This window comes from Paraburkholderia dilworthii (assembly GCF_000472525.1).
Classification (GTDB): Bacteria; Pseudomonadota; Gammaproteobacteria; order Burkholderiales; family Burkholderiaceae; genus Paraburkholderia; species Paraburkholderia dilworthii.
Genome location: NZ_AWZT01000058.1, coordinates 23,969 through 37,273, shown reverse-complemented (window position 1 = coordinate 37,273; position 13,305 = coordinate 23,969). Strand labels below are relative to the sequence as shown.

Annotated in this window: 8 protein-coding genes and 2 pseudogenes; 7 read left to right on the top strand and 3 right to left on the bottom strand. The window is 59.5% G+C overall.

The window, feature by feature from the left end; all coding sequences use genetic code 11:
• From F759_RS43100 to F759_RS45290, 5 genes and pseudogenes are all read left to right on the top strand, one after another.
• Positions 1-399, top strand: a pseudogene (locus tag F759_RS43100) (aspartate aminotransferase family protein); the annotation flags it as partial.
• A gap of 1,545 nt (positions 400-1,944) precedes the next feature.
• Complete coding sequence (locus F759_RS0131490) at positions 1,945-2,160, top strand: hypothetical protein (protein ID WP_027803344.1); 216 nt, start codon at positions 1,945-1,947, stop codon at positions 2,158-2,160.
• A 189-nt stretch (positions 2,161-2,349) separates the two neighbouring features.
• Complete coding sequence (locus tag F759_RS0131485) at positions 2,350-4,251, top strand: gamma-glutamyltransferase family protein (protein ID WP_027803343.1); 1,902 nt, start codon at positions 2,350-2,352, stop codon at positions 4,249-4,251.
• Positions 4,252-4,848: 597 nt separating this feature from the next.
• Positions 4,849-5,412, top strand: a complete 564-nt coding sequence (locus F759_RS0131480) for a hypothetical protein (protein ID WP_027803342.1) — start codon at positions 4,849-4,851, stop codon at positions 5,410-5,412.
• A gap of 262 nt (positions 5,413-5,674) precedes the next feature.
• Positions 5,675-6,415: a tetratricopeptide repeat protein gene (locus F759_RS45290; protein WP_084534401.1), complete on the top strand. Its 741-nt coding sequence runs from the start codon at positions 5,675-5,677 to the stop codon at positions 6,413-6,415.
• Here the strand turns inward: F759_RS45290 and F759_RS43475 are convergent.
• From F759_RS43475 to F759_RS0131460, 3 genes are all read right to left on the bottom strand, one after another.
• Positions 6,304-6,699: a hypothetical protein gene (locus F759_RS43475; RefSeq protein ID WP_051377522.1), complete on the bottom strand. Its 396-nt coding sequence runs from the start codon at positions 6,697-6,699 to the stop codon at positions 6,304-6,306. The two genes, F759_RS45290 and F759_RS43475, sit on opposite strands and share 112 nt — an antisense overlap.
• Positions 6,700-7,438: 739 nt before the next feature.
• On the bottom strand, positions 7,439-7,690 hold the full coding sequence (locus F759_RS0131470; protein ID WP_027803341.1) for a DUF4242 domain-containing protein: 252 nt from the start codon (positions 7,688-7,690) through the stop codon (positions 7,439-7,441).
• 775 nt (positions 7,691-8,465) lie between these two features.
• Complete coding sequence (locus F759_RS0131460; RefSeq protein WP_027803339.1) at positions 8,466-8,819, bottom strand: hypothetical protein; 354 nt, start codon at positions 8,817-8,819, stop codon at positions 8,466-8,468.
• 409 nt (positions 8,820-9,228) lie between these two features.
• On the opposite strand from F759_RS0131460, the gene F759_RS0131455 reads away from it, so the two are divergent.
• Together F759_RS0131455 and F759_RS39120 are read left to right on the top strand one after the other, a co-directional pair.
• The gene (locus F759_RS0131455; RefSeq protein WP_027803338.1) at positions 9,229-9,849 is read left to right on the top strand and encodes an SEL1-like repeat protein; all 621 of its coding nucleotides are present in this window, start codon (positions 9,229-9,231) and stop codon (positions 9,847-9,849) included.
• A 902-nt stretch (positions 9,850-10,751) separates the two neighbouring features.
• A pseudogene (locus F759_RS39120) lies at positions 10,752-12,131 on the top strand (hypothetical protein).
• Positions 12,132-13,305: the final 1,174 nt, after the last annotated feature.

Here is a 13,305-nt window from a genome sequence, read left to right as displayed (position 1 = left end):
CGAGGTTTTGCAACATGGGCCTTGCTCTGCGCATTTGGCAAGGACGGAATTTCGGCGATGGTTGAACGGCATTGCCAACTTGCTGAACGAATGTCATCCAGGCTAGCCAAGGAACCGGGTATCTGTGTCCTCAACAAGGTAGAGCTTAATCAGTTCCTTGTCCGATTCGGCTCGGCCGAGGTATCCGAGCAATCCGACCAGGCGACGAGGGATGTCATTACTCGGTTGGAGACAGAGGGCAGCTTCTTCTTCTCGGGCGCGGAATGGAGAGGAATGTGCGTCATGCGCGTGTCAGTTATCTCGTGGGCGACGACGCAATCTGATGTGGACCGGGCAATGAACGCCATTGTGAAGGCGTGGCGCCGGGTGACGGGCAAACCGAAGAATCCGGCAACTTGAGCTAATATCCAAGCGCAGTATGTATATCCCGCTGGCAGGGTTGGATTCTCGTCGGGCGGCTGAGGGCACCATATTGGGTGTCGAGCAAGGTGTTCGGGTCGCCCTGCCGATTGGACGGAACGCTGCCTTCGACGACGTCCGGTCCCTCGCGGACAATATTGAATTCGTCCGGATCGGATCCGCCGAAGTTCGAAGATGGGCCGTCTCCAGTTATATCAGTTCCTTCGACAGCGTGAGCAGATCGCCCCTGTCGTATGTCTCGCGAGGCAGTGTTCGAAACATGCGACCAAACCGCGCTCCGCTGATACTCGATGAGCTAACGTTTATGAAGACCTCGTACAAAGCCATGTGAGCCAGCCATAATTCCTCCAATGACAATCGTATGCGAAGGAACCCTATCCGTCTAACAGTCTTCCAGCGGCGTAGTTCACTGAATGTGATGTGTGGCGGCGAGGTCTTCACGGGCCTTTACATATTGCTTTGCCATGCGGCCTGAAGTATAGAAGTCCACCGACGTGTCGCAAGGAATACAGACAGACATATTGACTGCCCTTTCCGCCAAAAGGACACTCAGGCGTCGTTCATGTATTCGCTCACTTAGAACGCCTACAGAATCGATTCCGCAATGAACAACTACCTACGCTCAGCGTGACATTCGCGACCATTTCGGCAAGCGATATTGATCAGGATGGCGGGACAATCTGCATGCGGATAGCTCCTTTTCTGTCTTCGGCTGCTGCCTTCGAGCAACACAATGAGCGTCACCCGCACAGAGCCTTAAATACCGTTCGCCTCGAGAGCTTCGGCGAGCCGCTGCGACAACAAGGGGATTCCCTCGGAGACAGGCAGCTCCGCAACGGTGCGTGAGCCAATGGCAGAGGAAACATCGTTCACGGTGCCCTACTGTCAACGCGCACGATGCAAAAGGAATACGCGCAAACAGCGTTCTGGGGTAGTTGACGATCGCGGGAACGGGACGATTATCTTGAGCCATGCGAAGGGGCAACCGGAAGGGTCGCGACGCGCCCTGACTGTTTTCGTACGCCAGTAGCAGCTGGCCGATGGGCTGTGGCGAGCTGTGGCACGGATTAGTACGTCAGGATTGTCCGGGAGACTTCCGTTGAGGATGGCCAGGCTGAATCGCCACTGTCCGCCATAGTTTGTCCGATTTACGCCCGCATGCTTTTAGAAGCATAGGACCGCGCCAAGTTGCGCAGCCCATTACGGTGTGCGAAACACATCGTGCAGTGACCCGGTGGAGTCAATGAAACGCTACAGCAATGGCCATGTCTCTACGATACGACGACCGTTCGGACTGCTCCGACAACGGACTCGGGCCTTGGCATGCTCGTTGCCTTGGTAGCGACTCGGCGACGTCGTTCAAGCGCTTCACGATTGCGCACCCAACGCGGAGCGAAAGTGGGCGGCACAAACCAACGTGACTACGGTTTCCCTTGCATCGAACGCAGACGGCATCTTTACTATAGTGAATATCCATATCTCAAAAGATGGGAAGGTCGAAGGGTATCCATCAGGAGGTGCGATATGAGATTCGTTGCATTGGTACTGGCTTTAATGGCGTTTTCAATGACGGCGCGCGCAGAACAAGGTGACGCAGAGGACCGTGCGCTCATGGACAAGGTTGCGTCGGAGGCTGGACTCCGCGATGGCAATTCCACCCAGGGAAACACTGACCAAGGGACGATGAGCCAGCGCAAGTTGCCGCGAGATAAAAGCGAACCATCGAAGGGCAGTCAATAATATCGCGGACATTGGCATGGAGAGAGAAACGGTCCCCTGACACGCCCGACACCAGGTTCGGCGGGGCACCGGCCCCTGTGTAGCGACCGTCCAGAAGCAAGCAGACGTTGAGAACATAAGTTCACCTCGATAGCGCTAAGCGCGCTCGCCGCAATAACGAGTCATTTGCGCACGTCGGAGGAGAAGATCATGGCGCAACCCAATCTGGCAACCGCACGGGTGCCGAAGCACAGATTCCGCCGTACCCTTGCGACTGTCGCCTGGAGCGCTTTGGCAGCCGCGTGCGGGACGCAACAGGATACCTCCAAGGTCCAGGCTCCGCCCGTCGTGGCTTCAGCGCCGCAGCCGACCACGCCGACGACACCGGCTGCTCCCGAAGCTTCATCGGGCTATCGGACTGGCATGGCAACCGTGTATGCCGGCCGTCACATGGCCGCAGCGGCGAATCCTCTCGCCACCGAGGCCGGACGCCAGATCCTGCGCCGTGGCGGATCTGCTATCGACGCCGCAATCGCCATGCAGGCCGTGCTGACGTTGGTGGAGCCGCAGGCCACCGGCATCGGAGGCGGTGCCTTCATCATGTACTGGGACGGCAAGCGCGTGCACGCCTATGACGGCCGTGAGACCGCGCCGGCCGATGCGACCGAAAACCTCTTCGTTCGCCCTGACGGCCAACCCATGGACTTTAGCGAAGGCCAGATTGGCGGACGCTCTGTGGGCACTCCAGGCGTGTTGCGTGCACTCGAGCTGGCGCACGGCAAGCACGGCCGGCTTCCCTGGGCAACGCTTTTTGATCCTGCCATTCGATTAGCCGAGAAGGGCTTTCCGATCTCTCAGCGTCTTTATACGCAAGTGGCCGCTGACAAGTTCCTGTCCGGATCTCCACAGATGGCCGCGTATTTTCTGGACGCGCAAGGCAAAGCCAAACCGGTGGGAACGATCGTCCGCAATCCCGAACTGGCGCAGACACTCAAGCAGATCGCAGCTGGTGGCGCGAACGCGTTCTATGTAGGGTCCATCGCGCGCGACCTCGTCGCCCAGGTCAACGGCAGTGCAAATCCAGGCGCCCTGTCTCTTTCAGACTTGAGATCCTACCGGGCAAAGGAACGCTCTCCGTTATGCACCGACTACCAGCGCTGGCGAGTATGCGGCATGCCGCCGCCCTCTTCCGGCGGCATCGCCATAGCGCAGATTCTCGGCACTCTCGAGGCACTCTCGAAGCGGGATCCGCGCTATGCGCTCGCTTCGATGAGGCCGTTGCCCGTCACCACTCCTGCTCTGTTCGAAGCGCAGCCCGATGCCGTGCACGCGATCGCCGAGGCCGATCGCCTTGCCTACGCGGACCGAGGCATGTATGTGGCCGATTCCGACTTCGTGCAAGTCGACATAGCCGGTCTCACGAGCTCCCGCTACCTGGCGGACCGGGCGGCAATGATCAATGAAAAGAGCATGGGCAAGGCGCAACCTGGCGTGCCCGAGGGTGCGAAGGTCGCCTTTGCGCCGGACCGCTCTCCGCTTCGGACTTCCACGTCGCAAATCGTCGCTGTCGATGACCTCGGAGGCGCGATTTCAATGACGACGACGATCGAATCGTACTTCGGCTCGCACCTCATGGTTCACGGCTTCCTGCTGAACAACCAACTCACCGATTTCTCATTTTTACCGACGGAAAACGGCAAAGCCATCGCTAATCGGGTAGCGCCGGGCAAGCGTCCCCGCTCGTCAATGGCGCCGACCCTAGTGTTCGATCGCGAAACCGGCCAGTTCCTTGCTGCCCTTGGCTCGCCTGGTGGATCGCAAATCATCGAGTACGTCTCGAAGACGCTCGTGGCGCTGCTCGACTGGAACATTGACGTGCAAACGGCCGTCGGTATGGCCAACTTCGGCAGTCGCAACGGACCGACGGAGCTGGAGAGGGGGCTTGTCACACCAGTGTTGGCGGACGAACTGAAGGCTCGCGGTCACCAGGTGTCGCAGGTAGAAATGACGAGCGGTGTCCAGGCGATCATGCGGCAAGAGAGCGTCGACGGCCGCAAGGTTTGGGCCGGTGGCGCAGACCCTCGACGTGAAGGCATCGCACTCGGCGATTGAGGTGGGCTGCGGACAATCTCTCGGGCAACGACCGCGTGCGACCTCTTAGCGGCCCTGCGATCTTTTGAAATGAACGCTATCTCTGCGGTCCGAACTGGGCCACCCATCACGCTGACGGGACGATCGATATGCGTCATGCGTACGGCTTTGAACACAACCCCGGTTGTCGCTCGAGACGGATCTGCCAAACGTCCGAACCGGGCCGGGAGCTACTTGATGTGTTGTGCCGGGTTCCACCACTGCCCGCCGTACGCAACTCCGTCGATGCGGTCGCCGTGATCATGTCCGGGAAAGGGACTAATTGCCGATCGCAGATTGCGTACTAGTGATCTTCGGTATCTGTGCGCCAAAGAGGTGCGCGCCGTCAGTGGGACCGGCCGACTGATCCTGCAATTTTTGGCTCGCCGGCCGCTGTGGTGTGCTTTTACGGCAAACAGTCGTTGACGTGTCAACGGCAAACCGTCTTTTGCAGGAGTCCGTTGAAGTCGCCGAACAAGTCCGCCTGCGGCCCGATACTCGCCGACAGTGATACGGCGTGGAAGGACGAGGCCAGTTCGTCTCTGCGAGAGTCGACGCAAACGCAATCGGAGGGTTCCCGTGAAATTAATCCGACAAGTGTTCCTGGCTCTTGGCATCCTGTCGACGCCGTTCGCTCACGCAGACCCAGTGAGGCTAGAGTTCGTTGTGAACCTCAAAACAGGTGAGCGAGGAATGCCCAATCAATATGACAAGCTGGAGCTTGGCGAAGGCAGCGGACGTTACGTCGCTTCGCTCAGGCAAAGCGGCAAGGTGACCAGCAAGGGCCTGCTTGAGGATGCAACGGTGCTTGATTGGGGCCTTCACGAAGTCCCGACTGAAGAAGCCGCCGCAGATGGCAGCAACGTGGCGGAACCGAGCGGAGGTGGCCCGGGCTATCTGGTCTTTACCCTTCCGTCAGGTGACAACCTCACCATGCGGTTACACATGCATCTTCAGTATGTTCCTGAGTCGCACGAAGCTCCGCGGCCCTTCATCTTTGGTCTCTGGCAGATTGTTGGCGCGAGTGGTAGTTTGAGCCACTTACAGGGAACGGGGGTAATTCGCGTCGAGCGACGGTCAGCAGAAGAGCGCTTGTGGATCCTCGAGGGTGAAGTTGGCCGTGCGAAGACTGCCTCACAGTAGATGCTCCAGGACATCTAGACCTTTTCTACCGCTGTGGTCCTGCTCGCAAACATGAGGCGCAGGTCTTCTCGATAAATGCTCTTCACCCGCGATCGGGGTGCATCAGGCGGTCTCTCCCATATCGACACTCGCCTAACGCGTGACAGAGCAAACGACCGAGTCACGATCGGAGTCCCCTTCCGCTCGCTGCCTGACCGTCGCCGCCCCGTCGTCGAACCGTACAAGTGCACTGAACACCGCGCCGAATGCCCTTTAGCAGAAAATCGCACAGAGCAACAAGCTATGTGGACTTATAAAAGGCAGCAATTGTCTCAGCTCTCTGGGCGACGATGCTGAAGCCTCAAACTATGCCGCCCGGGCGACCCACCTGGCGCTCGGCGATCCCGCCGTGTGGATTGCGTTAGGCAGCGTCTATCTGTCATCGGGTGCATGGCAGGATGCCATCGACAGTTATTCCCATGCACGCAAGCTCGACCCTAACAATCCGACCGCGACATACAACCTCGCGTTGGCGGCCGTGCGAATGAATGACGCCGGTCTCGTCAGTGAGGCATTGCAGGCCCGTTCGTCGCCAGCATCCTTCGACGATTCGCGAAGTCGACTTCTGGCTCGTCCCCGAGCGCAGTATCTACACTCGTGCACTGGCATACGATTCATTTCAAATTCTTCTCACGACACGAGATCGCGAGAGTGGACACGGCACCAATTGCTGGACTTCGAACGCTCGAAGGATCAACGTGCGCTCGGCACACGTGAAGTGCAGCCGTGCAGTTGTCGCGCATTCGCGAATCCGCTGAATGCGAAGTTCCAGCACTGTTGGTATCTCAACTGGGACAAAAAACGAGCGCGTTCTTTCGCGCTCGACTCAACCGGCATTCTTCCATCCGGCATTTACTCATCCGCCGTCGGATTAGCGGCGTTCGAGGCATCCTCGCTCACGCAACGCTCCAGGGCGCTGATTGCTTCCTCGGCTGCAGCTACTATTTCTGTGCACTCCCCATAATGTCGAGTGTGCTCCAGGCTTTTGCACCCGCCATACCTTTTGACTTGCGCCAGATCGGTGCGAGCCTTCTTAAGTGCCGCAGCCGGTGACCCGCTGTCCTCAACCAGTTTTGCGATATCGAAGATCGTGCCGGACTGCAGTTCCACGTAGGTGGGACAAACCGGTTTCGATTGACCCTCCAGCACGAATCCCCCACAAGCAGCGAAGGCGAGCAATCGTGCGACCCGACCAGTCAACTTGCACATAGCAACCTCCCGCTGCCCCATGCGCCAATGAGCCGACATTCGCACTCCTGACGTTGAGAGTAAACGGAATCTGCGAAGCGCCAGGATGCATCACTACATCTCAGAATAGCTGGCTTATGGCCAGTTTCCAGAGTACTTAGCTGATCGAAATAGAACCACTCGAATCCATAGACGACTTGTTATCGCAGGCATGCCGAGCGCTGATGAATGGCTTGACGCTGACGTGGGGCATCCACGAACATTCCCGCTGGCACGCCGAACTCAGTTCGCCTTTTCGAGCATTCCCCTGCCCGGTTGCGACACCTCACCATGATAAAAAGAGATCTATCGATTGCTCCGGTGGCCGCGAAAGCGGACGAAGTAAAGTGGGCGGAAGCGGTCTCGTATTCGGTGTACTACCGCGAAACGGATGCCGCTGCATTTGAGCCGATCGACTCCATGCGAGAGCGACGCTCTGGCGATTCCAGACAGGAATCCGGTTGCCCTCGGTTACCTTGCTCTTCCCAGTTCAACCAGCGCCGCAACGTAGCGCAGCTTGCCTGCTACACGCGAAAGATAGCCGCGCCCTCGCGCCACATCGAGGAAACTGCTTCCGGCATCGAGTTTCAATGCCCACAGCCGCGGATCGACTGATTGACAGGTAAGGTCCGCATGGCAACTGTGACAGGCACCAGCTAGCCTTTCTGATCCACCATGTTCAGAAGTCCGGAGGTTAGCGCGATTTACTCTGCGCACCCCGTGCCGACAGTTGCACGGCGTCTGGAAACCTGTCGTCGCATCAGCCACCGATGATCACGCCGGACCAGACATGATCGAATACGGCGCCTGCTTCTTTCTGAACTTTCCGGACCGTTTCAGCGTCGGGTGCTTCGTACTCGCAGATCATGTGCCTGCGATCAGACGAAACGACGCTGCGTTTCCACACGACACCATAAAGCTCGCTACACGGCGCTAACCGATCTTCGGCCACCGCCAGGTCTTCGTCCGACTGAGGCATCGGAAAGCTGCGCTCCACCACAACGTGCGTCATATCAGATCTCCATTTCGACCGCTCATCCGTCAAGGCTAATGCGTTCGCGTTGGTATTACCGTTGTAATCGTCGGGAACCGAGTTTGTAGACGCACGAGTACCGCGTCGCTCCGGCGACCCGGTACTCGATCGTTCAGCAATTCGCACAAGGACGCGATGTGGAGCTCGGCGCGCTCCACATCGCCTGCCGAGAGCGCCGATTCGATAAGGATGGCCGTGGCAACGATCATTTCTGTCGTCGAATGCAAAGCGCTTGCCGCCGACAGCGCCTCGGTTGCATGAATGCCTGCCTTCCCGTTCCAGCTCCAGTCGAGGAAAAGAAGCGCTGCTTCATTCAGGGCACGGCAGAGATGTCGTCGCATTCCCCGCGGCCATATTGAAGCCGCGGGGCCGCGCTCTTCTCCTCGCTACCCCGATCACGCCTGTTGCTTCGTGACGCGTGAAAGAATACGCCTATGCTGAAACCCGCCGTTACACGAACAGACGGGCAAAAGAGCCTCTTTTCGTGAAAGATGGGGCGAAGCTTGAAACAGCGAGGCGATCCTCCCGATCAACGGCGAATCCCGGCAATCAATCGTCTTCTGACAACTTGCGGACCGCGTCCTCAGTCTGGATCGTCGACGTGTCTCGTCGGCAGCGGCACGCGAGCGTGGCGCGGCATCGTGCAGAAGCCCGCCGTAGATCTTTCTTTGGCGTCATGGCCTCGATCGTGCTCGTGAACTCGCGCACCTGCGTGGCACCACCTTCGATGAAGGTCGTCGAGTTCGGCGCCCTTTCAGAACAGCGACGTCTGACGCGGATCGCGCGCGGGCGGTCGCGAGGCGGTGACCGCCTTGCGACTGCGTGCGGATGCGCGCCGCTGTGTGACGCGGCGTAAATGCGCGATCAGGGAGACTGTCTGCGTGCCCGCCATAAGTGTGAGCGCAAAGCGTCCGATGTCTCCCGGCGCACTCGGGCGATAGGCGCGCAGCGACGGCCGCAACGCAAGGCGCCGGGCGCGGGCGATCAACTGGCTGCGGCTCATACCGGGCCAGCAATCCGCGACGAACTGGCGGACGATGGCGGGCAGTGACTCCGGGGCGACGTCGCCGGGCAACGCCAGGGCAACGAGTTCAAATGCATCAGCCATCGCGGGACACCCTCCTTCTCCAACGTCGCGCGAAGCAGGCTGGCAAACACATTTGCCTAGGGGCTCGCGAACCCGTCTCTGCCATCCGGTTCGGATCTTGCCACAAGTCGCGACATGAATACCGTCGCATCCATGCCTGATCATCCATTACGGTCTGCGCCATCACGTTGATGTTGCAGGAGCCGCCAGTGCCTGCCAACGCTTCGTAACTCTGTGCACGAGTGACCGCCGCGCTGGATCACAGCACAAAGATTGAAGCTTTGCTCAATCGTCATCTGACTGGGACGGGGAAACGATGGCAACCCTCCATGGCGAACTCATGCGAATAGGACGCACGAGCTCCGGAAAGTTGCATTTCACAAAAGGTGAGCTAGAATCAGGTGCATTCCTCACCAACGTGTTGCTCACCATGCAAATGCAAAGCTGGGTAGGAACGATCGAGCGTGAATGGCATCAGTTGCGCCTCGCTGACCCTACTCTGGATGTCGAGAAGTTTTCCCGTCACGTCATCGCGGCCAACAAGACCGGGTTCCTGTCGCCCGAGTCGCTCGCCGCGATCGCCAATGCTCTTCTCACCAGCACGCTCAATCGCGCGCCGCATCTCGGCCGCTGGCTGCTTGAGCGCATCGGTGCTAACCGGCATCCTGCCTGGCGGATGGCAATGGCCATTTCTCTCGTCACACCGACCGGAGGCGAGGCGGACCTTGAGAGAGGTAATGCGATCTTCGAAGACGTGATGAAGGATGAGACCGCGGACGGCCATCTTCGCGGCATGGCCGCTGCAGCGCTGGCCGATAGCGCACGCCTTGGGCGGGGCATGCCGGCCGATACGAGCCGCGCGCTCACGCTCTACGAGCAGGCCATCTCACTGGGCCACAAGGCCTCAGCATACAATCTGGGGCTTTACTGGGAGGGCGCGTGGGGTGCGGAAGAGAAGAGCGTTACCCAGGACCGCACGAAGGCCATACAGAGCTATCGCCGCGGCGGGGGCGACATGCGTTGCCAACGCCGTCTGGCAGCGCTACGGTGAAGGTGCCCTACCACCCGCCGGACAAGACGGAGGACGAGGTTAAGAGGTGAAGCCGCGTTGAGCTGGCCGCAGACACGCCGGCAGGCAAAGTGGTGCCGCGTCTGTCAATCCCGGATCGAAGCGGTCAGGTCCATACGGAGTCAGCACCTCACGTTCTGTCGCGCGCATCCGTGATGACACAGGCAGTGTCACTAAGTGTCACTATCCGGGACCTCTTCCCTTGGGACTTGCGTCAGGCATTGGCGACATCCGCCGCTCGATGAACGCTGTCATCAATGGCTAGTGGCGACATTGCAGCACAGAAACTCTCCGTTCTTCGTGATAGGAGGGACGCGCATTGTCTGAATGCAGGTCCTCGCGAAACGCAAAGTGAGAAAATAACCGCGCCGACCGGCGAGCAGGCTTTCCCGATCGATCGATACCGGCGATGCGAATCGCCAAGGTGATGTATGCGCTGCCTGGTGCTTCGGAGATCGGCAGATCTCGTGCATCACTAATGGCACGTTCGCAGAAAATGCCTGGCATCCCGAATCATTCTGGCCTGCAGAAGTTCGGCCGGACTTTCGAGGGGCGGACTGACCAGCCAGCCGCCAGTCGCTAACCACCGACGGATCGACCGCCAGCCGCGCTTTGCGTTGAACGTGAGAGAGCCGGCGCATCTATCTTCCATCGCTGCCTGATATTTGACGATTCGTGTGACCGGCAAAAGGCTGGCTATTGCATTGCTTAGCAGGCCAGCATCACCAGATCGCGACCGGAGAGTGCGGACGTCAACCAGCCACACCCATGGCCGGATGCCCCGCCTCTGTTTTCGCGCTATCGCGTCGTTCGGCATCCAATGCCAGCATCACGTCATCTATAATCGCACTCAGCACACCAGTGATCGCATGGAGCCCTACTATATGAGTCAAACCCGCGGACGATATGCGGGATCTCGGGACAGCGGCCAGCGCCAACCTCGTCACGTCAAACAGTCCCAGCCGAACCGGCCGAGACCGCCGTACGTCAATGCACCTGCCCGGGACTCTGCCCAGACTGCCTCCATTTTCAAGACACGATCGTTCCAGTTTCTGGTGGATACGGTAGGCGCGGAGAATATCGCCCTGGGACTGGGATCGAACATGGCGTGAGTGGCCGAGTTGACGAAGGGTGAAAGGTTCACGCCCGAGACCGCCTTTCACATGGAAACCACGCTGGGTTTGCCTCACGGTTTCTTTGACCAGCCCAATCCTGCGCTTGCGCCCGAAACCATCGCCCGCCTGAAATCGCCGCTCGAGTTTGTCCAGGTAGACGACGAGCCGGAAACAGTGTCGGAACCACCCATGCCGCCTTCCGCCATTCACGGCGGCCAGCAACCATATCCTGAATACAGTTTGTCGGGAGAAGCGCAGATGCCGAAAAAAGCCACGGGCGACTCGCCCAGGGCCGTCCGAAACAGTCGAAGCCAGATGGCGGAACCGCCTGCCCCACGTGCGCCGCGAAAAGGTTCACCTTCGAAACCCAGGACATCTGTCGGGGGAAACCAGCAGCGACCACTGGCGTTAGACGACAGTGGCGACGTAGAGAAAATTCGACGCGCGAACCTCCATGTTTTGACGGCTCGTAACGGATCGAAAGCAAGACTCGGTGTGGTCATGAAGATGAGCGGATCGAACATGGCCCACCGGCTGTATGGCAAAAAACGGCTCGACACTGTTGAAGCAAACCGTTTCACCGAACGGCTTGGTTTGCCAGCTGGCTGGCTGGACGCGCCGCGTTCGGAACCCGACATCCCGGAGTCGGTGTCGCGTTTGCTCACGCCCGCCGCGCGCGGCCGTGCATCCGTTGAACAGAAGGAGCCCCTCGCGACCGCAATGGCAGATCGCGCTTCGGCGAAGCCCGCCGATGCGACGGCGAACGCGCGGCGCTCGCGGGCGGACGTTCGGACCGGTGCAAAAGACCGCCCGTCCGGTTCCGCAGATGCCTCAGAGAAAGGGATGATCGTCGTCAGCCAGCCGCATCACGTCGCTGATGCTCCCGACGAGCCTGCCGGTCGCAAATCTGACGAACGTGATGGTGAACCGGCGGCAGCCATGGCGGCGACCGCTGAGTCGCTCGCGGCCCCCGCAAGTCCTCCGCAATCGCGCGAGTCGCTATCGCCGTCTGTGACGAGCCTTGACCATCTTCATGGCATCGCGCCGATCGCAGAGGCATTGCTCAAGACGCTGGCAGGCAAGGCACGCACGGGCCGACTGGACGAGCTCAACGCGCTGGAGCTTTTGCAGCAGGCAGTCCTGTTATGAGGCGGTGGTAGCGTGCCGTGAGCTGATCTGCAATGACACGGGAAGCACATCGGCCCAGCCCGGCCACGGTGCGCACGAATGATCGCCCTCTTCCGATCGACGGGAAACTGCCGATCCTGTCCTCCAGGACGACATCACGCCAATGCCGGGGTCCGGGGCGCAATGGTCTAGAAATTACCTTAGCCTGTCAGCACGCCCCGCTGCATCAGTTTTCGCATCGCCTTGCGTTCGGCCCACCGGATCCGTTCGGGCGTTAAGTCGAGCTGTTTCCCCGGTTCCTGTAGCGTACTGTCCGATGCCGTAGCGATGCCGAAACGTATGGCAGCACCTTTACCTCGCGCGGCAAGAGCACATCAAGCGCCCCATCGATCGCGGTACGCGATACCGGAGCATACGCACCTCACGTTGATCCCGGACGGTCAGCTATCCTTACTTATCTCGACAGACTTCCTATAACCGCCGGCGACGGTCTCAGCATCGGACATGTGTTTAACGAGCGGATCCGATCGCTCAGCTTGCAGTGCCGACGAGGAGTTGTCTGGGGCATCGCCCCGCGCTTCACGGCAGGCAAAAAAGGCAAGACAGGCAGTCAACGATTACGCCCGCGCCGACGCTCGGTCCATCGGCAATAACATCCTTTTTGGTAGGTACTTTCGTGGCAGAAACACCTGCCCTCCTCGCCCGGAAGTCAGGCTGTTTGAAAATGTATTTATGACGGTTCGATTTTTCTAGCGAGGTTTCGCCGCGCTTGCCGATGGTGGCGTCCAGCCCCTCCCCACGCGTCCTCGTTCCGCGACGGTCCGTGCTACCGGAGCAGCTCTATTTTCGTTGGCCACGGCGCCGTCAGGACTCGCCTGAAGCGATGGCATAGCGGCGCATGGCCGTGTAATCCACTTGTGCGAAATTTGCGGGACATCTTAATGAAGTTTTCGCCCGCCTGCGTCAGCGGGCAATCACTGCGGTCCGGCGGCCGCGTCTCTGAGCCGGAAATTGGATGACGATAATAATCGGATACGGCATGTTCCTTGTAGCAACCGCTTTTTCCCGCGTTTGCCGGCGCACGGTACGTTGAAGTGTAGAGTCCGCCTGAGGTGCGAGGCGACACGCAGCGGCTACAACCGGTCCGCGCACCGATCCATCGGCGCGGGAGCATGCACACCGGGCGTCGCCAACT

Coding starts and splice junctions, on each gene's coding strand:
- F759_RS0131490 (WP_027803344.1), top strand. CDS start 1,945: ATGAGATTCGTTGCATTGGTACTGGCTTTAATGGCGTTTTCAATGACG.
- F759_RS0131485 (WP_027803343.1), top strand. CDS start 2,350: ATGGCGCAACCCAATCTGGCAACCGCACGGGTGCCGAAGCACAGATTC.
- F759_RS43475 (WP_051377522.1), bottom strand. CDS start 6,699: ATGTCGGCTCATTGGCGCATGGGGCAGCGGGAGGTTGCTATGTGCAAG.
- F759_RS0131470 (WP_027803341.1), bottom strand. CDS start 7,690: ATGACGCACGTTGTGGTGGAGCGCAGCTTTCCGATGCCTCAGTCGGAC.
- F759_RS0131460 (WP_027803339.1), bottom strand. CDS start 8,819: ATGGCTGATGCATTTGAACTCGTTGCCCTGGCGTTGCCCGGCGACGTC.
- F759_RS0131455 (WP_027803338.1), top strand. CDS start 9,229: ATGCAAATGCAAAGCTGGGTAGGAACGATCGAGCGTGAATGGCATCAG.